The organism is Acinetobacter sp. Res13-Abat-PEC15-P4-01, from assembly GCF_015676285.1.
In the GTDB taxonomy this organism is placed as follows: Bacteria; Pseudomonadota; Gammaproteobacteria; order Pseudomonadales; family Moraxellaceae; genus Acinetobacter; species Acinetobacter nematophilus.
The window spans coordinates 88,976-111,923 of sequence record NZ_JADAIN010000050.1 but is presented as its reverse complement, the minus strand read 5'-3'; the positions used below and the strand labels follow the sequence as shown (position 1 = coordinate 111,923).

General features: G+C 39.3%; 20 protein-coding genes and 1 other RNA gene. 8 read left to right on the top strand and 13 right to left on the bottom strand.

All coding sequences use genetic code 11. The annotated features are described in order from the left end of the window. Positions 1–46 precede the first annotated feature (46 nt). Positions 47–571: a protein tyrosine phosphatase family protein gene (locus IMO47_RS17540; RefSeq protein WP_196075320.1), complete on the top strand. Its 525-nt coding sequence runs from the start codon at positions 47–49 to the stop codon at positions 569–571. A 120-nt stretch (positions 572–691) separates the two neighbouring features. Here IMO47_RS17540 and IMO47_RS17535 read toward each other — a convergent pair whose 3' ends face one another. From IMO47_RS17535 to IMO47_RS17525, 3 genes are all read right to left on the bottom strand, one after another. Then, positions 692–3,607, bottom strand: coding sequence for a M66 family metalloprotease (locus IMO47_RS17535; protein WP_196075323.1), 2,916 nt, complete (start codon positions 3,605–3,607; stop codon positions 692–694). 712 nt (positions 3,608–4,319) lie between these two features. Beyond that, the gene (locus IMO47_RS17530; protein WP_196075319.1) at positions 4,320–5,048 is read right to left on the bottom strand and encodes a phosphoglycerate mutase family protein; all 729 of its coding nucleotides are present in this window, start codon (positions 5,046–5,048) and stop codon (positions 4,320–4,322) included. Between the two features lie 88 nt (positions 5,049–5,136). Further along, entirely contained in the window at positions 5,137–5,988 is an 852-nt protein-coding gene (locus tag IMO47_RS17525) for a 3'(2'),5'-bisphosphate nucleotidase CysQ (RefSeq protein ID WP_196075318.1), read from the bottom strand. Between the two features lie 194 nt (positions 5,989–6,182). Here IMO47_RS17525 and IMO47_RS17520 point away from each other — a divergent pair, with 194 nt between their 5' ends. The 6 genes from IMO47_RS17520 to IMO47_RS17495 all read left to right on the top strand — a co-directional run bounded on the left by IMO47_RS17520 (position 6,183) and on the right by IMO47_RS17495 (position 11,667). Next, positions 6,183–6,881, top strand: a complete 699-nt coding sequence (locus tag IMO47_RS17520) for an HAD-IA family hydrolase (protein WP_196075317.1) — start codon at positions 6,183–6,185, stop codon at positions 6,879–6,881. Continuing rightward, entirely contained in the window at positions 6,865–7,305 is a 441-nt protein-coding gene (locus IMO47_RS17515; RefSeq protein WP_196075316.1) for a S4 domain-containing protein, read from the top strand. Before IMO47_RS17520 ends, IMO47_RS17515 begins: the two co-directional genes overlap by 17 nt. Before the next feature lie 159 nt (positions 7,306–7,464). Further along, positions 7,465–8,511 carry a recombinase RecA gene (gene recA, locus IMO47_RS17510; RefSeq protein WP_151960220.1) on the top strand — a complete coding sequence of 349 codons (1,047 nt, stop codon included), beginning with the start codon at positions 7,465–7,467 and terminating at the stop codon, positions 8,509–8,511. 155 nt (positions 8,512–8,666) lie between these two features. Beyond that, positions 8,667–9,515, top strand: a complete 849-nt coding sequence (locus tag IMO47_RS17505) for an SDR family NAD(P)-dependent oxidoreductase (protein WP_196075315.1) — start codon at positions 8,667–8,669, stop codon at positions 9,513–9,515. 1 nt (position 9,516) lies between these two features. After that, complete coding sequence (locus IMO47_RS17500) at positions 9,517–10,950, top strand: class I adenylate-forming enzyme family protein (RefSeq protein ID WP_196075314.1); 1,434 nt, start codon at positions 9,517–9,519, stop codon at positions 10,948–10,950. 111 nt (positions 10,951–11,061) lie between these two features. Beyond that, positions 11,062–11,667, top strand: a complete 606-nt coding sequence (locus IMO47_RS17495; protein ID WP_196075313.1) for a regulatory protein RecX — start codon at positions 11,062–11,064, stop codon at positions 11,665–11,667. A gap of 97 nt (positions 11,668–11,764) precedes the next feature. Here IMO47_RS17495 and ffs read toward each other — a convergent pair. Next, positions 11,765–11,861, bottom strand: an RNA gene (gene ffs, locus IMO47_RS17490) — signal recognition particle sRNA small type. A 552-nt stretch (positions 11,862–12,413) separates the two neighbouring features. Between ffs and IMO47_RS17485 the strand changes: the two genes are divergently transcribed. Next, positions 12,414–13,289, top strand: coding sequence for a YbgF trimerization domain-containing protein (locus IMO47_RS17485; RefSeq protein WP_242052699.1), 876 nt, complete (start codon positions 12,414–12,416; stop codon positions 13,287–13,289). A 73-nt stretch (positions 13,290–13,362) separates the two neighbouring features. Here IMO47_RS17485 and lpxA read toward each other — a convergent pair whose 3' ends face one another. The 9 genes from lpxA to uppS are packed head-to-tail and all read right to left on the bottom strand — an operon-like array spanning position 13,363 to position 22,940. Then, positions 13,363–14,151 (bottom strand): acyl-ACP--UDP-N-acetylglucosamine O-acyltransferase, encoded by a 789-nt coding sequence (lpxA, locus tag IMO47_RS17480; protein WP_196075311.1) that lies wholly within the window; start codon positions 14,149–14,151, stop codon positions 13,363–13,365. Next, positions 14,148–14,633 (bottom strand): 3-hydroxyacyl-ACP dehydratase FabZ, encoded by a 486-nt coding sequence (fabZ, locus tag IMO47_RS17475; protein ID WP_004719745.1) that lies wholly within the window; start codon positions 14,631–14,633, stop codon positions 14,148–14,150. The genes lpxA and fabZ overlap by 4 nt, the downstream gene beginning before the upstream one ends. A 2-nt stretch (positions 14,634–14,635) precedes the next feature. Further along, the gene (lpxD, locus tag IMO47_RS17470) at positions 14,636–15,706 is read right to left on the bottom strand and encodes a UDP-3-O-(3-hydroxymyristoyl)glucosamine N-acyltransferase (protein WP_196075310.1); all 1,071 of its coding nucleotides are present in this window, start codon (positions 15,704–15,706) and stop codon (positions 14,636–14,638) included. 3 nt (positions 15,707–15,709) lie between these two features. Next, positions 15,710–16,195: an OmpH family outer membrane protein gene (locus IMO47_RS17465; protein ID WP_196075309.1), complete on the bottom strand. Its 486-nt coding sequence runs from the start codon at positions 16,193–16,195 to the stop codon at positions 15,710–15,712. 42 nt (positions 16,196–16,237) lie between these two features. Beyond that, positions 16,238–18,772: an outer membrane protein assembly factor BamA gene (bamA, locus tag IMO47_RS17460; RefSeq protein ID WP_196075308.1), complete on the bottom strand. Its 2,535-nt coding sequence runs from the start codon at positions 18,770–18,772 to the stop codon at positions 16,238–16,240. 36 nt (positions 18,773–18,808) lie between these two features. Next, on the bottom strand, positions 18,809–20,164 hold the full coding sequence (gene rseP / locus IMO47_RS17455; protein WP_196075307.1) for an RIP metalloprotease RseP: 1,356 nt from the start codon (positions 20,162–20,164) through the stop codon (positions 18,809–18,811). 2 nt (positions 20,165–20,166) lie between these two features. Continuing rightward, a complete protein-coding gene (ispC, locus tag IMO47_RS17450) occupies positions 20,167–21,363 on the bottom strand; it encodes a 1-deoxy-D-xylulose-5-phosphate reductoisomerase (protein ID WP_196075306.1) in 1,197 nt (398 codons plus the stop codon). Next, complete coding sequence (locus IMO47_RS17445) at positions 21,364–22,188, bottom strand: CDP-archaeol synthase (protein WP_196075305.1); 825 nt, start codon at positions 22,186–22,188, stop codon at positions 21,364–21,366. A gap of 2 nt (positions 22,189–22,190) precedes the next feature. Continuing rightward, positions 22,191–22,940 carry a polyprenyl diphosphate synthase gene (gene uppS / locus IMO47_RS17440; protein WP_196075304.1) on the bottom strand — a complete coding sequence of 250 codons (750 nt, stop codon included), beginning with the start codon at positions 22,938–22,940 and terminating at the stop codon, positions 22,191–22,193. Positions 22,941–22,948 lie beyond the last annotated feature (8 nt).

The window sequence follows — 22,948 nt, the reverse complement described above, 5'->3', positions numbered from 1 at the left end:
GGCGTTTTTGTTTATGATGTTATTAAAATTTTTCTGTAAGAATGCTATGAACGAACTTGAACAAGAACTCTGTCAAATCGCAAACTTTCAGTTTGTCCATGAACATTTACTGACTTCAGGTCAACCGACGGCTGAACAACTGAAGCAAATTAAAGAATACGGCGTGGATACGGTGATCAATCTGGCATTTACAGATGCATCAGTCCATTTAGAACATGAAGATAAAATCTGTGCTGAATTAGGCTTAAACTATATCCAAATTCCCATCCATTGGGATCGACCTGCAGATGACCAATGTTTATTTATTCTAGATTTGATTGCACATTTGGTGCAGGAAAAAATGGTGTGGGTACATTGCGCCAAAAACATGCGTGTCAGTAGCCTGATGTATTTATATCGTCAATATTTTATGGATATTGACATGCCAACGGCACAAGCATTGTTGCATCAAGTGTGGCAACCCAATGAAACATGGACGGGCTTAATTCACGCAGTCAGTCTTCAACTTCAAGGACGTAAGGCGACTGAAGACCTACAGCATTCATTGATGCACGCTGACCAGTTTTCTTAAAAAATAACATCCATTCCATCATTGCTCGTTTTGAATGATTTCAATATAAAAGCATTCAATAGGATAAAAACAAGCGCCCTCAGGCGCTTATTTAATGATGATAAAAGCAATATTACCGACTTAGTGAATCAATAACTGTTTGATCAATGCTAAGTTCGCTGAACTTGTCGTAGCCAAAATCAAACTATTGTTGGAGGATAAACTGGTCCATTTTTGATTCGCGCCTGTCCCACAGTTATAACTAATCAAACGAGCGCGGTTGTTATTTAAATAACCGTATTCTAAATCAAAACATTTTGAACCTTGTTCAATGCGCTGCAAGGTTGGATTCATCGTCCAAGCCTGCGCTGAACGCTCATTATTACATGATGCAAGATTGATCACACCTGCCTGACTCGCTAAACATTGATCCATATATTTCTTACTGTGGATTTTACCCATCGCATCATAAATCCACTGCTCAGACTCATCACCCGTACAGGCACTCTTACCGCTGATATAGGCGTTGAGTTTACCATCAGCCAGTGTTTCTACCTTTAAACAATTGGTTCCATTTTTTAGACTAGAGACTTCATTAAAATTCAAGTCATTGCTTAACTCCAATTTAGCCACAAATCTATTCAATGCATCGATTGCTTCTGCATTCGCACTTTCCAAATCAACTCGATAGGCATTTATCCAACGATTTAAGCGGTAGAGTTTAATTTGCTGTTGGGTATAACGTACCATTTCAAACTGTGCATTTGGAGAAAGCTCGGTTTTAAATAGCCGGTAAGAGTCAAATAACAACCGTGAATCGGCATCAAGTTTAACCACCGCTTTACCTTGGTTATTCAGTAAAGCTTGTTCAAGCTGCGGCATTTCAATTTTTCTTAAAGCAGAATATTCTGCTTCCTTGCCAATGGTCACAAAAGGGGTCATGGGTTCAACTGCTACAGGAATACTGATACTGGATAGCTTGACTGCCTGTTGACCCGTTTTTTGACAATAAAGATCCACGTTTTGAGGTGCATCACTTTGTGCAAGATTGACATGGAACTTATTGGCATTGCTTCCTGCATTTACACGTTGTGGTGCAAGAGCAATATGTTCAACCTTACTGGCATATTGTACATTCAGCCAACAGCTTGCAGCTGTACCAGCGGTATTGGCTTGAGGCAAATTGAATACATTACCCCAGTTGCCACGTGCTGCAGGATAGACAATACCTACCTGATTTACTGGGTCATATCCCCCTAAAATCGTATAAACTGGCACACTAAACAGTCGCGGCTTTAGGAAATTACCATCGGCACTGTTGTACCAAACATTGCCTGAATTCGGCGTTTTGGGTTGGGCATCAACCATTTCTCGTGTGCTTGCGTTCCACTTTTTATAACCAGTGGTTGAGTTTGCATCCCAAATATACTTATCAAATGCAGGTTGAATTTTTAACCAAGTGCTATAACCCGTATAGTGGGTATATTTAGAAATCGAACTGGCACTCGCGCCACCACTCATTGCATCCCAGCCATACGCATATAAATTTTGGAAATTCGGCACCCCGTTACTGCCATCTCCTAAATTGGTACTGCCCCAATTTAAGTTACCACGCATCTTATTGCGGAAGGCAATGTAGCCCCAGCCGCTATCTGCATGATGTGCAGACCAGAAGTAATTGGTTGGACTACCACTGGTTTCAACAGAACCTGGATAATGTCCCAATCCATAATGATGTCCAATTTCATGACTGAATTCATTTCCTATAGAATCAATCAAAGTCAAAATTCCATTGCCACCACTTAAGCCATGGTTCGACTCACCATTGGCATATTTACCACGTGCATGATGTATTACAACACTCTGAGTAACTTGCGGTTGCTCCTGACTCTGCATTGAGGAACTGGTTACACCCCAGTTGGCTAAATTTATACCGACACTAAATGTTGATTTCGCAGTATTCTCACGCATATCACCATCATAAACGCCTCCATTGGTCGCGCTTACTGAATCATAAATCACCCCACTCGCAACCATCACTCGATTGAGCTTCATTTCATCATATTTACTGACAATCATTTTTGCCGCTGGGATGGTTTGCAAATAATCAGTCCCCGCTTTTTCAGGTTCCAACAGCATATAGTGCCCATTGGATTTTGGTGCGTCGGTCAGCAAGCCTAAGCGAATACTTTGAACCACAAGCTCTCCAGGTGCCGCAAAGTCAATATCGCTTCCGCCTAGCGTACCGCTACGATTATTGACTGGATCGACAATTCGGATAGAAAGACCAGCACGAACTTCATCCCACTTTAAAGCAACGGACCATGCTTGCTTAGAGTACATCACACGTGCTCGATCATCCTGATTGGATTGATCAGCAGCAGCAAGACGAGAAGGCTCTTTCAAATTTACCGTGCGTATCAGTTGATTTCCCTGATAAATTTCGGCTTGTAATTTGTTGAGTTCCCCCATTGCAACCAAAGGTGTGACCAATAACAAAGCATCTTTTTCAGTGGTCAAACGCGGCATTTTATCCTGTTCGTTATTCTTCGGGTTGACCGCATGACTTTGTACAAACTGCACCATTGCAGCAAAATTACCCGTCAAGTCATTACGCAGCAATCGATTTTCACCCTGCCCATTAAAATCATAGAATCCCAATATCTGATTCGAAATTTTATTTTTAGCAGGTTCAGGATATTTATCGACAACAGGCGGTGTCGTACCTGTATTGTCTTCAGAACTCTCCATATCTTCTGACGGCGCTTCTGTGGAACCGCCTGAACCACTCTCTGGTGGAATCTCTGTAGAACCGTTATTGGAGCCTCCCGAACCACTCTCTGGTGGTGTTTCTGTAGAGTCATTATTTGGACCACCTGAACCATTATTGGGTATTTCTGGCGTTCCATCTCCAGGTAACTCATTTGTACCATCACCTGGATTTTGTGGCAGGTTTGATGGCTGATCTTTTACAGAATGACGATCACTGCCGCCCCCACATGCAATCAGCATTGCTGAAAACGTACAGATTGTTAAATATTTAAACTTTAATTGCATCACAGAAGTTCCCCAATATTTATAACGACTTATCTCTATCCATATTTTTTGAGACCGAATTTAAATAATATTTAATTTCAATAACTTAAATATAACATACCAATTAAATTTTCATTATTTTTTTAGCATTAACCGACGAAAAAATCTTAGAACAGCAAAATAAGATGGTCTATGCAGACTGGAACAATGATCAAGATCAGAATGGTTCACCAATCTATTAAAAAACTCATACCGCAAAATATAATTTTCTTGATCAATAAAATTAACATTATGAAAATAATTTTGAATGATATAGAGTTTTCATTGCCACACGTTAGCTTTAAAGTTGGAATAAATTTGTTTTGTGTAGGCAAAGACTCACTTTGCTCACTTCATTTTTATCGTAACCGCATTCTTGTGCTTTAAACAAAACAGTTTTTTGCTTTTGCTCACATATCCCCGCTCAATAGGCTAACCTCAATGTTGTCTGAAGATAGAAAGACCAGCGATGATTTAACAGAATACGATAAATGAATGAACAATTTTTTAAAATTTGTATAAAACATAAAATTCATGGGCTATGAATGATTGAAATCAAATCCCTTGTATGAATCGTCAGGTAGTTTGACCCTGGTTAAATTTTTAATTTTTAGGCTTACTTATATCAGCTGTATCACACACTCAATCAACACCAATTGCCCCTTAAAGGCATAACATTTTCTTTTTTATCAAATTATTGTTGGAAATCACGTATCAACAATTCGCCTCGTTCGCCTCTCCAGATCCATTTTAAATGACTGTCCATAAAACGCTCTCCTTCGAACCAAACAAACAATCCTTCCATCATTTCTGGCCAATCACTTTGATCGATTTGAGTACGTTTAGAAATCACAGCAATAATTGCAGCAAGAATCGTATCATGACTCACAGCCAGACTAATACCATGACTCACTGTAGGATGTGTTTCATAAATCAGTTCAAGCACATCAACCACACCCCTAATCGGATGTTTCATTCCCGGTAGCGCATTATTTACAAAACTATTGATAAAACCCAGGGCACCCTGTTTGCGAAAGTATGGTGCAGCTTGCTTAATATCCAGCACAAAGCTTCCAGGCTCAACCAATAAACCTTTTTCGACAATTTCTATATGATGGGTATTGGGATGAGACGAAATACCATCTGCACCCTGAATCATCAGAGCAGCAGTATCGACACAGCGTTGAATTGGACTTGAAATACAATGCTGAATCACACGATCGGTATGATCTATCAAATAAGAACCCCACGCATGTGCTAAGTCACGCCCCTGAGTCGTTAATTGTAAATCATAGCCAGCCAACCCCTGTCCATTAACAACTTCACGAATTGAATGGCGCGTAAATAAAGTCACTGGGGTCTGCGCATCTGGCAATAAATCTATCGCTTTCAGCATGCTTTTCGGCAATAAATCTAACGCCATATCAACTCAAAACTCTTTTCTATACAGGCTTACTATACCATAACTCATAAAGCGTTAAATCATCTATAAAATAGATATCCATATCATATTAAAAGCGAACATTGCCAAGTGCATCCAAGGCAATCTGCTTGGTTTCTTCATCTCGAAATGCAATAAAACCTTCATTCAATACAGTATGGCGCTGGTTATAGGTGAACGGTACTGCTGCCAAACTGACCAGTCCTCCACCTATGCTTTCGAGCAAGCCTTGTCCTGCGCTAGTATCCCATTCTGAGGTTGGGTGGAAACGTGGATAAATATCAATTTCACCTTCCAACATCATACAAAATTTATAGGCGCTGCCTGCTTCCCTTTTAATGACGGGTGACTCTTGCTCAATATAATCAATATATTGCTGATATTTAGGATTCTTACTGCTATGACTTAAACCAACTTGGATGGCATCTTCTTCAACTTCTTTAAATTTGCAATAACGCTCCCAGGTCCCCTGAGTAAATGAATATTTATAGGGAAGTTCTGTTAAGTACCCCAAATACATGACTTGTTCTGTCGGTACAGCAATAATAGAAAATATCGTTTGATGATTTTGAATCAGGCTTAAATTGATGGTGAATTCATCACGCTCATGTATAAATTCTTTGGTTCCATCTAAAGGATCTAGCATCCAGCACGTAGTCCAATTATGGCGTTCTGAATAATCACTTTCCTCAGATAATACAGGAATGTCTGGTGTCACTTGCGCCAATTGCTCAATAAGATATGCATTGACCTTTAAATCAGCTTGGGTTACTGGAGACTGATCATCCTTTCGATCAATATTAAATGCTTGCCCAGCACAATAGTCTTGATATTCCTCAAGTAAAATTTGACTTGCATGGACCAAAACAGGAACCAATTTCGAAATTTGGTCATCTTGCGGTGCTTGAGTAGTGATAAACATTGATCCGACCTGTAGGATGTCTGATTTTTGTGCTTAAGCCTACCATTTTTTGATGTTGAGTGCATGAAAACAATAGCTTTTAAATAATTAATTGTACTTTAACCGGATGATATGATTTTGAATATCATGGATAGGCTTATAAATTTTTATTCGGTTTACTATACTAAGCACACTCCAAAGGCTTGGAAAGTTTTATGATCATGAAACCGGTTATCTTTTTTGATATGGACGGTACGCTCCTCGATTTGGCTTTTGATGATTTCATCTGGAACACCAAACTCCCTGAACGTCACGCAGCAACACATCAATGTAGTTTAGAGCAGAGTCATAGCATCCTGAGTACATTTTATCAGCAACACCATCATACCCTGTGTTGGTATTCCTCAAAATACTGGTCTGAGAAAGTGGGTGTAGACGTTTTAAAATTACAATGTGAATATAAAGACAAGATTGCAACTCGTCCGGGTTGCTTTGAACTCCTAAAACAATTGAAAGCACAAGGTTATCGTTGCTGGCTACTGACCAATGCAGATTGTGCAGGTTTACAGCTTAAACTTGAAAATATCGATTTAAGCCCTTATTTTGAAGTAATGATCAGTAGTGAAGAAATTGGCTACTCCAAAGAGTGTGTTGAATTCTGGGAAATTCTTCAACAGAAACATCCTTTTGATGCTCAAAATGCCTGTTTGATTGACGATACTGCGCCTGTACTCAAAGGTGCTGAAAAATTTGGTATACAGCATTTGATTACAATTACTCAGCCATCAAGTGCTCGCGCCGCGCGCCATCGACTTGAACTGGAATACCCTGCAATTCACCATTTAACTGAGCTTTTACCTTTACTCACCGAGTTAAACTTAGAAAATAAGGATGTCGATGTCAAAACAGCCTGAGAAACAACAACTTGAAACAATGCGTGTAGACAAGTGGCTTTGGGCTGCACGTTTCTTTAAAACACGCTCGATTGCCAAAGATGCAATTGAAGGTGGCAAAGTTCATCATAACAATGAACGGGTAAAGGTTTCTAAAGAAATCCGTGTGGGCATGGAATTGACCATACAGCAAGGGTTTGATCGAAAAACAGTGGTGATCAAAGCCTTGTCTGCTGTTCGTGGCGGTGCGCCAATTGCGCAACAACTGTATGAAGAAACAGAAGTCAGTGTGGCACGCAGAGAGTTGATTTCAACCCAAAGAAAATTGCATAATCTAGCGCGACCTGATCATCGACCGAGTAAAAAAGATCGACGACAAATAAGCAAATTTAAACAAGAAAATGATCAACAATTTGACCAATCGTGGTCCTATGATGATGACTGAATTCGTTTAAGTTCAGTACGACAAAATATGTCGTACTACTGTTTTTAAAGATAGAACCATTTTTCATTTTCTGTCACTATTACTCCTGTGGACGAAAGATCAAATTTAATGACATCCACTTAAGATATTAGTGATATTACATCGTTTGAGGTTTACGAGATGGATGATAACAAAAGCAAGGCACTGAATGCAGCACTCAGCCAAATTGAAAAACAATTTGGTAAAAACACAGTGATGCGTTTAGGTGATAATACTGTACAAGCAGTTGAAGCTGTTTCTACAGGCTCTTTAACACTTGATATTGCATTAGGAATTGGGGGCTTACCAAAAGGACGTATTGTTGAAATCTACGGTCCTGAATCTTCTGGTAAAACCACCATGACTTTACAGGCAATCGCGCAATGCCAAAAGGCAGGTGGAACTTGTGCCTTTATTGATGCCGAACATGCTTTAGATCCACAATATGCACGTAAACTTGGTGTCGATATTGATAACCTTTTAGTTTCACAGCCAGATAATGGTGAACAGGCACTTGAAATTGCCGACATGCTTGTGCGCTCAGGTGCAATTGATTTGATTGTTGTCGACTCAGTTGCTGCATTGACCCCGAAAGCCGAAATTGAAGGTGAAATGGGTGATTCTCATATGGGCTTACAAGCACGTTTGATGAGCCAAGCATTGCGTAAAATCACAGGTAATGCAAAGCGTTCCAACTGTATGGTAATTTTCATTAACCAAATCCGTATGAAAATTGGCGTTATGTTTGGTAGCCCTGAAACCACGACAGGTGGTAATGCATTGAAGTTCTATGCTTCAGTACGTTTAGATATCCGCCGTATCGGTCAAGTGAAAGAAGGCGATGAGATCGTCGGTTCTGAAACTAAAGTGAAAGTTGTTAAAAATAAAATGGCTCCTCCTTTCCGTGAAGCGATTTTCCAAATCATGTATGGTAAAGGTGTTAATCATCTGGGTGAATTGGTTGATCTCGCAGTTGCCCAAGAATTGGTTCAAAAAGCAGGTGCATGGTATTCCTACCAAGGCGATAAAATCGGTCAAGGTAAAAACAATGTCATCCGCCATTTAGAAGAAAATCCACAACTGGCACAAGATCTTGATCGGATGATTCGTGAAAAGCTCTTGACTACTGCAAACGCTGCACCTGTTGAAGAAAAAGAGGAAGAAGAGCCTGACTTTTTAGATGTTTAATCTCATCTATCATTTTTCTCGTTTTCTTATATTCTCTAAGCGCCTTTCGAGGCGCTTTTTATATAAATTATTGAATTGAGCCAAATTTTACTAGCGAATAAATTTCAGTTATAACTGATTTAAAATAATCTTCACCATCCAACACATTTATTCCTATGCAGACAAAAATCACAGAATTGGCTGAGTTTTTATTTTTTCAGGGTCCAAGAATTACTCAATCAAAAATAGATCAACATTTTCAAAAAAAGACGATATTGATTACGGGTGCCAGTTTTGGAATTGGTGAAGCATGTGCAAAACGTTTATCACATACTGAATGCACCTTGGTTTTAGTTGCGCGAAGTACCGACAAACTTTTACAGCTCAAAAATGAATTAGAACTGAATCAATGTCAGGTTAAAATCATAGTTACTGACTTATATCAACTGGATGCAGCAGAAAATATTTTTCAACACCTTCAAGTCCAAGATATCCAGGTGGACATCCTGATTCATAATGCTGGTAAATCCATTCAACGTTCCATTTGGAAGAGCTTAAATAGAGCTCAAGATATTGATCGAAGTATTGCGATTAATTACATCAATCCCGCTCAACTGACTCGTTTATTATTGCCAGAATTAAAACAGCAATCTGGGCAAATTCTGGTTGTTTCCACTATTAATGCAAAACTATTCGCTCCCCCACTTTGGTCAAGTTACCAAGCATCTAAAGTTGCTATGCAACAATGGATACTGGCCATCCAACCCGAACTTGCAATTCAGCAGATTGATACCTGCTTAGTTTATTTGCCACTGGTACGTACACGAATGATTTTGCCGACCAAACACTATGATCACATGCCTGCAATGCAGGTACAAAGTGCGGCGAATGCAATTTTAGATAGCCTGATGGGTCATAAACGACAATGGCAACCATGGTGGCTCATCTTGGCACAAATTGCTTCTGGACTATTCTCAACACCGATTTATTATTTTTATTGCTATATGCTTGGACGGAAAAAATAAAATGTCATGGTACTTGATGATCAAATGGTGTCTTAGCCTGTTATTCAGCATCATGAGACATGGTGTTCATCTATACAGTATTTTAGATGCGCAAACCCGAATCAATAAAAATAAAACGGCATTGATTATCGATGGCGTAGAGTTTAGTTTTCACGATTTAAAACATCGTACGGATCAACTTATCTGTGAATGGATCAAACCAGAATATCAAAGTCGATTTCCAAGCCAAATTGCGCTCATGCTAGAACAAGATTTAGATAGCCTAGCTGCTTTATTTGCCTTAAGCCGTTTAGGCAAAGATATTGTAATTATTAACCCCAATTTAATCGAACATAAACTTCAAACACTGCTAGACCAGAAAAAGTTTTATTTGATTGGGCATTTGGCACGGTTGCAAAAATTTAAAATTAAGCATTTTTCAAATATTCCACCACAGCAGCAACGCCGGAATTTTCGCCTCAAATGCTATTTTTTTAACAAAATTAGTGTCTGTTCTTCTGGGTCTACAGGTATTCCTAAAATTGCAACACGACAGTCAAATCCACTGCAATGCCTGCCTTTATTAGATCTCATGCTTAGACAATTAAAGTTCTTTAAAATTCAGCGGATTTTTGTCATGACACCGATCTGTCATGCTGCTGGTTTAACTGCAAGTTTAATGGCTTTAAGCTTTAACAAGACCGTCATCTTACAAAATCGCTTTGATGTACAAGCTGCCTGTTTATGGATTACGCAATATCAAATTGATTGTTTAAACGTGGTACCAACAATTCTACATCGCCTAGTTCAGTCTCGCTCAATGCTCAGTTCAGTGCAGACTGTCATTACTGGAAGTGCGCCCTTAAGTGCTCATTTGGTTGATCAAGTTCAACAACACTACCCACACATTCAAATATTTAATCTATATGGAAGTTCAGAAACTGGGATTAATCTGCTCGCAACCCCTGCTGATTTAAAAACACATCCAGACAGTATTGGCAAAGCCATTCAAGGTGTAGCACTTAAAATTACCGATTCATCAGGAGAAAATCTCGCACAGGGTCAAATTGGTACATTATGGAGTAAATGTGCGTGGTCGATTACCCCCAATCAATGGATTGAATGTGGAGATTTGGCTGTACGAGATGGGCAAGGCTATTATTTTTTAAAAGGTCGACGTGATGATATGTTAATTTGTGGAGGGATCAATGTTTACCCAATCGATTTAGAAAATATTTTATATCAGCATTCATGCATAGAATATGCTCAAGCGTACGCTGTCGATGATGTAGATCTAGGTCAATGTTTAGCCGTTAAAATCATTCTTAGACAATATCTGGATCCAAATCAATTACAAGACTGGATCAGTCAAAAGGCGCCACGTTATTTACGTCCAAAATCTATTTTTATCATTGATCAAATTGAATCAGACAGTATTGGTAAACCTATTCATTAAATTGCATGACAGTTCACCTATTCATCTCTCTGTGCAGCTTATACGCTGTTAAAACTAAAAATAGGCGCTACACTATGACCAATACGAACGAAGATTATTGTTATTAAAGATATGAGCCAAGCTAAATTTCCTAAAGTGCTAGACTACGAAAAGCTAAAGCAGCAGTTTGGCGAAGATGGAACTGAAACTCACCCTACAACAAGTAATGAGGTCAATCATGAGCATGCCTTTATTGCCGATCAAGATTGCAGACCTGTACCGCAGGGCTTGACTGGAACACGTTTACGCTCATATGCTTTTGCAGTTTTGACACGCAAAGAATACTCAAAAGCAGATCTGATAGATAAATTAATGACCTTGGCCCAAAACCGTGAAGAAGTTCTAGCATTGGTCGATGAATTATCTGCAAACAACTATCAAAGCGATCAGCGTGTAGCTGAAATGACAGTACGCAGCCAAGTCCGTAAAGGCAAAGGACCCAATCGAATTAAGCTGGCTTTGCGAGCTAAACATCTCGATAAAAGCCTAGTACAAGAAGATATGGCTGAAATTGATTGGTATTATCAGGCTTATCAGTTAAAAGTAAAAAAATATGGCACTGAAGTAAGTAAAGATCCCAAAATCAAGGCCAAACAAATTCGCTTTTTACAGTACAGAGGCTTTGAAATGGATGCCATTATGAAAGCTATTTCTAGAAAAGAAAATGAGGATGAATAGAAATGTAAAATGAGTTAAAGATAAAAAAAAGCAATCAAGCAATAAAAGAGAAAATTATATTTTGCATAGTAAGAAGATTTTTAAAATCTGGTGGCAACCCTACTAGCAAAATTTCGGCACATCATAGTTCTGATACCGTTGCTACCTTCCGGTCCTGGCGGGGTTTTCAGAGTACAATTGCGAAACCACCAGCAGGGCTACCATTGCAAGAACAGAGTATAGAGATTTTTTATGTTCTTGCAAGACAAACATTGTGATTTTCTCAAGTTATTCATTCATTTGCTTATTTCCTCATCAATATGATTGTTTTTTGCAAAAACTCATACGGAAAATAAAGTGGAATTAGCTTGGATTTTATGGCTTGAGGAGTAAACTTCATCATCATTAAAATATATGATGTTTTCCTTTTCCATATTTATCTGGTATCTGGTTTATTTAGTGTTCAGTCTCGTCAAGGAACACAGTTAGCTGCAAGCATAGACCAATTGTCAACAGTCCCTAACCACGACTTGATTGAGAGTCAGCAGTAATAGATAAATTACTGTAATACGTGGTTGATCTCAAAAGCTTCCTTTCCCATTCATCAACGGATTTAATACAAAAAGTCTTCATATTTCACTAGAATTATCTGAAGATTGTAAAAGCGCCTTGCAATTCTGCGTCCAGCCGTTTTTAATGATCACAATTAGTGATTTTTAAGCAACTTTATTCCTATTCTGGAAGATTTTGACTTTAATGGATTTTCAATTATGCTAAAAAAGCATGCTCTATTTTCTATTGCCTTACTCAGTTCCGCCTCTTTATACGCGATTCCAATTGAGTCTCGTGGATTAAGTAATGCGTCTTCAGGAAATGATGTAGCAAATTCACCTGCTCCGATTACTGGAAATATGAATTGGGATCTCATTCAAAAGAATCAGCAACTCGAAAATCAGATTCGTGAACTACGTGGCAAAATTGAAGAACAAGATCATGCCATTGATCAACTCAATAAAGATTTAAGCAATCGCTATACTGACCTTGATCAACGCCTTGAGTTGTTGAATCAAAAGTTAGAGCCAGACAATAATTCCCAAGAGCATCAGTCCCCTGCTGAAAATGCACCAACCACAAATCCTTCTGTAGAAAACCCTGAGCAGACTACGCAGCAGACAGCAGCACCAAATCAAACAGCCACACAGCAGCAATCTGCAACACAAACTGTTCAAACCCCAGCAACATCTGCAAATGGCAACAATACCAGTGATGCTATCGCGCTTGAAAAAGCCGCTTATACCGTTGCTTTAGATGCTTATAAGAAAGGCGGTGCAAAGCAAGCCATTGCCCCAATGCAGAATTTTATTAAAAATTATCCAAACAGTATTTATACAGGAAATGCTTATTTTTGGTTGGCTGAATTCCAATTGGCGATTGATCCACCAAACTATAATGAAGCCAAGAAAAATTACGAGATTGTCGCTGCAAAATTCCCTAACTCATCCAAAGCGCCACGTGCTTTATACCAGCTTTACAGTATTGCAAAAGATGTCAATAAAAATACTCAAACAGCAAATGTCTACAAGACTAAATTATTAAATACCTACCCTAAATCTGAAGAAGCAGGTTATTTCAAAAAAGGGTAATTTTTAAAAATTCATTCATAAAAAATGCCTCTATCCAGAGGCATTTTTTTACTTGATTTTTATCTTGCAGTAATTAACGCACGATACCACGTTTAGATTCCAATACAGAATCAATCAGCAATTGTGCTTCCTCCACTTCAGGAAGAATCTCTTGGCGAATGCGTTCAATTGCCTGCTCAGTAGTTAAATTTTCTTTGTAGATCAATTTAAAAGACTCTCTTAAGCCTTGAATCACATTCTTAGACCAGCCTTTACGACGCATACCCTCAACATTCATACCATATGCATGTGCAGGATTACCAGAAACCATAACGTATGCAGGCACATCTTTCAGGATCAGTGATGCTCCACCAATCATGCTGTAAGAGTCGATCTTACAGAACTGATGAATACCCGAGTTCCCGCCAACAATGACAAAGTCACCGATATGAACATGACCGGCAATACCGACATTATTTGCAAAAATATTGTTATTTCCAATCTGACAATCGTGTGCGATATGGGTATTGACCATCAGTAGATTGTTGCTACCCACTTTGGTGAGTCCATGATCTTGTACAGTGCCTCGGTGAAGGCTGCAATGTTCACGGATCTTGTTGTTGTCACCGATTTCCAACCAAGTTTCTTCACCTTGATATTTTAAATCCTGACAAATTTCACCGACACTTGCAAACTGAAAAATTTCGTTGTTTTTTCCAATTCGGGTAAAACCGCCAATCACAACATGCGAATGGAGTTTGGTACCAGCACCAATGGTCACTTGAGGTCCAATAATACAGTATGGACCAATTTGAACATCAGGTGCTATCACTGCAGAAGAGTCAATAATAGCGGTTGGGTGTATTAAATCGTTACTGCTCATGCCTGCTCTAATTTCTGATGAGAAATGATAATTTCAGCTGTCGCTGCTACCACGCCGTCAACACTGGCAGTACATAAATACTTGTAAATGCCACGTTTTTGCATGAGTAATTCAGATTTTAGCACGAGTTGGTCACCTGGTACGACTTGTTTTTTAAATCGTATTTTTTCAGCCCCGGCGAATAAGAACAATGAACCAGGTCGAGGTTTTTCATTATTCATGATAAAACCAAGCACACCAGAAACCTGTGCCATCGCCTCAACGATCAAAACACCCGGCATAATTGGATAGCCCGGGAAATGACCCTGCATAAATTCTTCATTAATTGAAACGTTTTTGTATCCTACAATCCCATTCTCTGTAACTTCAGTTACGCGATCTACAAGCAAGAACGGATAACGGTGAGGAAGATACTCACGAATCGTTTGGGTTTGCATTGGTAATTCAGGAACCGTAAAAGGTAGAGATTTAGACTCAGTCATAATTATTTACGCGACTTTAAAGTTGATTCAATGGACTCGATTTGAGCCTGCATATGATCTATTTGTTTCACCAATTTGGTCAATGGCACATCTGCTAATTGTCTTAAACGAACAACTGTTCTTCTCCAATGATTTGTTTCAAATTGTCCAGTTCCTGAAGAATAAGAACCCGCTTCAGAAATACTTTTTGTGACCATTGACATTCCAGTAATTGTCACATTATCTGCAATTTTTATGTGACCAACTACACCAACAGCACCGGCAAAGATACAGTTTTTGCCAATAATCGTACTGCCTGCAATACCACACTTCGCTGCGATTGCGGTATTCGCACCAATCTGTACGTTATGCGCGATTTGCACAAGATTATCAATAATGACACCATCATGGATAATCGTATCATCCAAGGCACCGCGATCTACACTGCAGTTTGAACCGATCCGCACATCATTTCCGATACGTACCGAACCCAGCTGTGCGATACGATTCCATTTTCCTTGATAGGGCGCAAATCCGAAACCCTCACCGCCAATCACAGTATTGGCATGAATTCGAACACGGTCTGCAATCTTGGTCTGACCAGTCAGTGTGACTTGAGAATCAATAAAGCAATCTCTGCCAATTTCAACCCCATCATCAATTCGGGTATTGGATTGGACAATCGTATTTGAACCGATTACACAATCTTCGCCGATCACCACATAATGACCGATATAGGCATCATCTGCAATAATCGCAGATGGAGAGATTTGAGCTGTAGGCTCAATCCCACGCTTTATTAGCTTAATTTCAAATTGATGCGTGAGCATTGCAAAGGCAAGATATGGATTTGCAACTACAATAAAATTTTGATGATTGGCAAGTTGCTCTTTTAACGCGGCTGTTACAATTAAAGCACCTGCTTTAGAATTCTGGGCTTCGGCTAAATATTTATCACCATTGACAAAAGCAATATGATTGGATTGAGCCTGTTCTAAACTGGCAAGTCCGCTGAGCAGCAGCTTTGGTTGACCAATTAGCTCACCTTGGACAAGTTGAGCTAATTCATCGAGATGAAATTGATTTGATCGCATTGATTATTTAATTGCATTAACCTTTTGGATCATTTTAGCAGTTAAATCATTCTTTGCGTCATACGCAAGTGCTGAATTTTTATTCAAAATAAAGTCCAAACCTGCTTCTTGGCGCAATTGTTCAGCAGCTTGCTTTACACGTGTTTCAAAAGTTACATTGGTATTTTGAATTGTGCTCTGAACTTTTGCCTGTACACCTTGCTGAATGGTTTGGAATTCATTGACTTTGGCTTGATATTGCGCATTGATTTGCTGAACATTTGCACCTTGAGCTTGAGCTTTTTGCTTTAACGCTTCAATATCTTTGGTGATTTGCTCCAATTTCGTGGTTTGCGGTTTAACAGATTGCTCTAAACTTGCATTTTGCTGTTTTAGGAAAGTGCTACTCTCTACAACTTTTTCCAAGTCAACCACACCGAAGCCTGCGGCTTGAACAAGTCCAGCAAACCCCAAGCCTAAGCCCATCACCATCATTTTCATTGTTTTCATATTTGTTCCTTATGGTCTTTAAATATTAAAGAAAGATCGTACTTAGAAAGTACGACCAATCTCGAATTGGATATTCTTGGTTTGATCGCCTGGTTTATCATTCAATGGATATGCATAACTCAATGAAAGTGGACCAATCATGGTGATCCATGTAAAGCCTACACCGGCACTGTAACGCATGTTGCTTAAATCAAAGTCATAATTGTCTTTACAATATTGTTTTGCATCGACACCTTTATCACTATCACCACCTTCCCAATATAACTTACCAGTTGCCGTATTACAGTTGGTATCAAAAACTTGTGCGCCTTCGACAAAAATCACAGGTCGAATCTGGCGTGCCCAATCGCCTTTGAATGGTACAGGTAGCGCCAGCTCTGTACCGAACTGTATTAAAGCATTACCACCGACTTCTTCAGGGTCATAATCTTTAGTGTGGCTTTCATTATATGTTACACCAGGATATTTGGGACCCAAGGTACTGTTGTCATAACCGCGCACCGAACCAAAACCACCCGCATAGAAGTTTTTGTAGAATGGTAAATCATTACCATAACCTAACTTACCATAGCCACGTAACACAAAATCATGCCCTAATGGAAAATAAGTCTGCGCATCATAAGTGATCTTTTGATATTCAACATCACTACCTGGTAATGCAATTTCAGCATTGACTCGATGCGCTGTACCACTGGTTGGGAAAATCGGACGGTTTAGCGTGTTGTATGACCAACCTAAATTTAGATTATAGGTTAAATAAGTACCCTCGAACTCATTATCAAAGGTTTCCCATTTATCGTCATTTTCCCCGCAAGTCGAAATATTTTTATCATCATTAGGGTTGTAATCTTGTAGTAATCCACTTGGACAATAGCGACCCTGACCTCCTTTAGCCTTACCGCCATTTGCTAATAAATAATCACGAACATAGGTTGAAACATATGGACCTGTCGTTACCTTGGTTTGGTCAATATTTAAACCTGCACTAATATTTTGGTTTTCATCAATTGGATAACCAAAGGTAAGCCCACCACCAATACTGTCAGTGACATAGTTGTTGACGTTATAGTTGTCATTCAGTTTGGTTTTACGATAGTACATATTATAGCCACGACTTACACCATCAATGGTAAAGTATGGATCTGTCACACTTAAATTATAATAATCTTGTGTTTCTGAACGGGACAAGTCAATTGCAACACGGTTACCCGTACCCATAAAGTTGGTTTGACTTAAACCTGCTTGGAACGTGATACCACCGTTTTGAGAATAGCCGACCGCTAAGGTACTTGTTCCTGAATGCTGCTCTTCAACATCAATATTCAAGTCCATCTGATCAGGTGTATTCGGTACACGCACTGGTTTGATATCGACTTTGCTAAAGAAACCGGTACGTTCCAAACGCACTTTAGACAAGTCAATCTTTTCATTGCTCGCCAAAGCACCTTCCATTTGACGCATTTCACGACGCAGCACTTCATCAGCAGTTTTGGTATTGCCCGTGAAATTAATACGCCGAACCGTAACCTGTTGACCTGGATTGATATAGTAGTTTAAATCAACCGTATGGGTTTCATTGTTAATTTCTGGAACCACATTCACTTCAGCATAGTAATAGCCTGCATTACCATATTTACGAAGTAAGAGTTGTTTTACGGCATTGACTTTTTCTTGTGAATACGTTGTACCGTCTTTATAAATTTGCAATGCTTTGAGTTCATCAGGTTTATATAACGCATCACCTAAGAATTTAGACTCGCCAAATTTAAATTGCTCCCCCTCATTGACTGAAACTTCAATAAAAATATGTTTTTTGTCTTCGCTCAGATTGAGGTTTGAACTGTTAATATCAAAGTTGATATAACCTTTGTTCAAATACAATGCACGTAGTGACTCCAAACTCGCAGACATTTTTTCACGTGCATAGCGGTCATTACGGGAGATTACAGAAAGCCAACCACTTTCTTTGACGGCAAATGCTTGCTTGATATCATCATCACTAACTACAGTATTACCAATAATATTGATATCAAAAACTTTAGCAGCCTTTCCTTCATTAAAATTGATATTCAATTCAACCCGGTTGTTTGGTCGCGCAACCTGCTCAACTTTAATGTCAGCATCGTAACGCCCCTGTTGTGCGTATTGCTGCTCTAATTCTGTTTCTAAAGTTTGTAAGGCTGATTTCTTGAGAACTTCACCCTCAGCCAAACCCATTTTCTTTAAGCCGTCTGTTAAAGCTTCTTTCGGAATGAGTTTGTTGCCTTTAAAGTTGATCTTTGAAATAACAGGACGTTCGACAACTTTGAAAACCAACAGATTATCTTGATTTGAAGCTTGAATATCATCAAAAAGATTGGATGCATACAAAGCGCGGATAGACTCTGCGATAACTGGATCACTAACACGGTCACCACTATTTATTGGTAAAAGTGCAAGAACATTTTGTTGCGTTAAACGAACCAATCCATCTACACGAATATCACGTGCAATGAACTCATCTGCCGCGTGTACTTGCTGTACAGCTGCCATTGCACTAACGAGTGCCAATGGCATAAATAAATGTGAGTGCTGCATGCCTATTATTTTCCAGTAAGTTAATCCAGTATCGCGTTATAAACGCATAAAATCATTAAATATTGCAAGAAGCATCATGCTTCCGAGCAGTACCATACCAATTTTTAGCCCAACCAATTGTATTTGTTCAGAAACAGGCTTACCACGAATTGCTTCGATAATGTAGTAAACCAAATGTCCGCCATCTAGCATCGGAATAGGCAATAAATTTAAAATCCCCAAACTTACACTCATCAAAGCCATAAAAGAAATGAAAGTTTGCCACCCCATTTCAGCACTTTGACCAGCGACTTTAGCAATGGTAATCGGACCAGATAAATTATCCAATCCAATTAAACCACGTACCATTTTCACCATAGAATTCAAAATCATTGCTGAAAGTTGTCCTGTTTTTTCAACAGCAACAACAAATGCTTCAGCAGGATTATATTGAATGGTCTGCTTATATTCAGCAGGAATAGAAAGTTTATCGGTCTGTGCCTGCACACCCAACATTCCTGTCACATTCCCCATGTTGTCACGCTTACCTTGAGGCATGACCTGTAAATGTACAATTTGCCCTTGGCGCAATACATCTACATTGAGTAATTTTTCAGGTGATTTTTGTACCACATCGACCACATCAAACCAATCTTTCATTTTTACTTGATTGATCGAAATGATTTGATCACCCTCTTTCATGCCTTGGCGAATTGCAGCACCATCTGCACTTAATTTATAAACGGTGGCTGGAATATGCGGTCGATAAGGGGTGAAACCAAGCACATCAAATGGTGACTGACTTTGATCCTTTAAGAAATCTTTGATCGGTAAAGCAAAACTTTGTGCTTGCCCATTACGCTCAACTTGTACATCAATATGACCAGTTTCGCCAACACGATCGACAATTGCGTAATTCAGCTTTTCCCATGTACTTGCTTGTGTACCATCAATCGCAACAATTTTATCACCCACCTGCATCTGAGTTGTCGCCGCAGGCGTATTGGGTAAAACAGCACCTACACGTGTATTCAGTTGTTCTTGTGCAGGTAAAAATAACACCCAAAATAATAAAATAGCGAAAATCAGGTTAATGAATGGACCTGCCGCAACAATCGCAATCCGCTTCCACGGAGACTGACGGTTAAATGCAAAAGGCAGATCTTCTGCACTGACATTGCCCTCACGCTCATCCAGCATTTTGACATAACCACCTAGCGGTAAAGCTGACAGTTGATATTGAATACCGGATTTTTTAGAGGTCCATTTCAATAAAGTTGGACCAAATCCAATTGAATAAACAAGGACTTTTACACCCAGTTTACGTGCTACCCAATAATGTCCAAATTCATGAATTGCAATCAAAGGACCTAATAGCAAAATTGCAGCAACAATGATAAATAGAACACTCATGATCAGCTTCCCAATTGTGTAATGCGTTGTGAAGCAACTTGGCGAGCAAGTTGATCTGTCTGCAAAATCGTTTCAATCGAATCTGCTGAACCATTTTGAACGTGATTTAAAGTATGTTCAACCACTTGTGAAATTTCCAAGAATGCAATCTTTTCCTGTAGAAATGCTGCAACAGCTATTTCATTGGCTGCATTGAGAATGGATGGTGCCAATCCTCCAGATTGCATGGCTTGACGAGCCAATTTAAGCGCTGGAAAACGAACAATATCAGGTGCTTGAAAATCAAGTTGTGAATGGATGAATAGATCTAATGGTGGCACATGTGTATGAATCCGCTCAGGCCATGCAAGTGCATGTGCAATCGGGGTACACATATCTGGATTACCCATTTGAGCCAAAGTCGAACCATCCACATACTGAACCATTGAATGAATGATACTTTGTGGATGAACAACAACTGTAACAAATTGTTCTTTAATTGAAAATAAATGACACGCTTCGATTAATTCCAAACCTTTATTCATCAAGGTTGCAGAATCAACTGAAATTTTTTGTCCCATTGACCAATTCGGATGCTTACAGGCCTGTGCTGGTGTAACTGTTTCAAGTTGTTCAAGCGTATGGTTCAAAAAAGGACCGCCTGAAGCGGTCAACAAAACCTGTTTTACACCCAGCAACGGTTCGCCTTGACGCTCAATCTGTAAATAATTTTGCGGTAGACATTGAAAAATTGCATTGTGCTCAGAATCCACGGGCAGTAATAGAGCACCATGTTCTTGAGCTGCTTGCAGCATGATATCCCCTGACATCACCAAGGCTTCTTTGTTTGCAAGCAGAACACGTTTACCCGCTTTCACTGCAGCCAATGTAGGGAGCAAGCCAGCAGCCCCAACGATTGCAGCCATCACCACATCCACCTCTGGATGTTTAGAGACCTCAATCAAACCATCTTCATCAGTTAAAATCTCGATCTCAGTGATTTGATATGCTTGCAAACGTTGTTGTAGTTCTTCCACCTTCGTTGAAGGAACAACCACACATTTCGGTCGATACTGTTTGCATATTTCACTGAGTTCTTCTATTCGGCTATAACCAGTCACAGCAAAAACCGAATACTGATCTGGATGCTGTTCTAAGATTTTTAAAGTACTGCGCCCGATAGAACCTGTAACACCTAATATACAAACAGATTGTGACATCTATAAATCTACACCAATAAGTTTTAAAACATACATTCCCGCTGCAAAAATTGGAGCTGCAGCAAGCAATGAATCAATACGGTCAAGCACTCCACCATGTCCTGGGAGAATACGACCTGAATCTTTAATTCCAGCGCGACGTTTAATCATGGACTCAAACAGATCGCCCAATACTGAACTAAATACCGTCACAATAGACAGAACAAGGAAAAGAATATGTTGTGAAAGCGTTAAATGCAGGTAAATCGATTGAACAATGACAATAACAATAGCAACTGTCACAATCCCGCCAATTAAACCTTCAATGGATTTATTGGGACTAACATCCGGTGCCAGTTTGCGTTTGCCGAATTTACGTCCAACAAAATATGCGCCACTGTCTGCCCCCCAAACCAAAAGAAACAGATACATCAGCCACCACGGTGAACTCTTCCATACTTCGAAAATAGCGGTGACCGCAGCACTGATCAGTACCAGTCCAACGATATTTAACGTAACGTTGTACCAGCCATCATATTCAGGATAATTTTTAACCCAATACAGACTACACAACCAAGTGAGGATAGATGCACTCCAGAGGATAAGTGCCAAATCATTAAAATATAATGCTAAACCAGAAAAAATAGCGGTCAGTAAACCAAATCCAGCAGCTTTTAATTTTTTTACAGAGTCAGATTCATGTGGCATGAGTTTAAACCACTCATAGCCTGCCGCCCCAGCTGCGATAATCATTAACACTAACATCGGATATTGTGATTTTGTTGCAAACATGCAACTCAGCACGACTGCAACCAACACCAATGCGGTTATAATCCGCTCTAACATTCTCAGTTCTCTATATGTTCTTGTTGAATTTGTTCAGATGTTTTTCCGAAACGTCTTTCTCGCCCTGAAAAAATATTAAACGCATAATCCAGTTCTTGTACTGTAAACTCAGGCCACAGCGTCTGAGTAAAATACAACTCAGCATAGGCAGCTTGCCACAATAAAAAGTTAGATAATCGGTAATCGCCGCCAGTACGAATCAACAAATCTACAGGTGGCAAATCCCCTAAACTTATTTGTTGTGCAAATAATTCAGTATTGATTTGATTCACATCAATTTTTTGATCTTTAACTTGTTGCGCAAGTTTACGTGCAGTATCCGTAATGTCCCACATACCACCATAACTCACAGCAATTGTTAAAGTCATGTTACTGAACTTAGCAGTCCTTTGTTCAGCATGCAACATTAATTCACGTAGCTCTGGAGAAAGCCGACTACGATCACCAATAAATCTCAACGCGATTTCGAATTTTTCCATACGGGGGATCTGCTCATGAATTGTTTCTTCCAACAATTTCATTAACAAATCAACCTCATACTGCGGTCTATTCCAATTTTCACTTGAAAACGCAAACACAGTCAGAGCTTGAACACCCACTTTACAGCAATGCTCTACAATTGGATCAAGGACATTTTTACCTTCACGGTGTCCATCGCCTTTTTGTAGCTGTTTCTTTTTAGCAAAACGATTGTTGCCATCCATAATGATGGCAACATGTTTTGGAAGATGGTTGTCTTCAGATGTGGTCATTATAAATC

What these genes read in the sequence shown, in the direction of transcription:
- IMO47_RS17540 (WP_196075320.1), top strand. Translation starts at nt 47, where the DNA reads ATGAACGAACTTGAACAAGAACTCTGTCAAATCGCAAACTTTCAGTTT.
- IMO47_RS17535 (WP_196075323.1), bottom strand. Translation starts at nt 3,607, where the DNA reads ATGCAATTAAAGTTTAAATATTTAACAATCTGTACGTTTTCAGCAATG.
- IMO47_RS17530 (WP_196075319.1), bottom strand. Translation starts at nt 5,048, where the DNA reads ATGGCGTTAGATTTATTGCCGAAAAGCATGCTGAAAGCGATAGATTTA.
- IMO47_RS17525 (WP_196075318.1), bottom strand. Translation starts at nt 5,988, where the DNA reads ATGTTTATCACTACTCAAGCACCGCAAGATGACCAAATTTCGAAATTG.
- IMO47_RS17520 (WP_196075317.1), top strand. Translation starts at nt 6,183, where the DNA reads ATGATCATGAAACCGGTTATCTTTTTTGATATGGACGGTACGCTCCTC.
- IMO47_RS17515 (WP_196075316.1), top strand. Translation starts at nt 6,865, where the DNA reads ATGTCAAAACAGCCTGAGAAACAACAACTTGAAACAATGCGTGTAGAC.
- recA (WP_151960220.1), top strand. Translation starts at nt 7,465, where the DNA reads ATGGATGATAACAAAAGCAAGGCACTGAATGCAGCACTCAGCCAAATT.
- IMO47_RS17505 (WP_196075315.1), top strand. Translation starts at nt 8,667, where the DNA reads ATGCAGACAAAAATCACAGAATTGGCTGAGTTTTTATTTTTTCAGGGT.
- IMO47_RS17500 (WP_196075314.1), top strand. Translation starts at nt 9,517, where the DNA reads ATGTCATGGTACTTGATGATCAAATGGTGTCTTAGCCTGTTATTCAGC.
- IMO47_RS17495 (WP_196075313.1), top strand. Translation starts at nt 11,062, where the DNA reads ATGAGCCAAGCTAAATTTCCTAAAGTGCTAGACTACGAAAAGCTAAAG.
- lpxA (WP_196075311.1), bottom strand. Translation starts at nt 14,151, where the DNA reads ATGAGCAGTAACGATTTAATACACCCAACCGCTATTATTGACTCTTCT.
- fabZ (WP_004719745.1), bottom strand. Translation starts at nt 14,633, where the DNA reads ATGACTGAGTCTAAATCTCTACCTTTTACGGTTCCTGAATTACCAATG.
- lpxD (WP_196075310.1), bottom strand. Translation starts at nt 15,706, where the DNA reads ATGCGATCAAATCAATTTCATCTCGATGAATTAGCTCAACTTGTCCAA.
- IMO47_RS17465 (WP_196075309.1), bottom strand. Translation starts at nt 16,195, where the DNA reads ATGAAAACAATGAAAATGATGGTGATGGGCTTAGGCTTGGGGTTTGCT.
- bamA (WP_196075308.1), bottom strand. Translation starts at nt 18,772, where the DNA reads ATGCAGCACTCACATTTATTTATGCCATTGGCACTCGTTAGTGCAATG.
- rseP (WP_196075307.1), bottom strand. Translation starts at nt 20,164, where the DNA reads ATGAGTGTTCTATTTATCATTGTTGCTGCAATTTTGCTATTAGGTCCT.
- ispC (WP_196075306.1), bottom strand. Translation starts at nt 21,363, where the DNA reads ATGTCACAATCTGTTTGTATATTAGGTGTTACAGGTTCTATCGGGCGC.
- IMO47_RS17445 (WP_196075305.1), bottom strand. Translation starts at nt 22,188, where the DNA reads ATGTTAGAGCGGATTATAACCGCATTGGTGTTGGTTGCAGTCGTGCTG.
- uppS (WP_196075304.1), bottom strand. Translation starts at nt 22,940, where the DNA reads ATGACCACATCTGAAGACAACCATCTTCCAAAACATGTTGCCATCATT.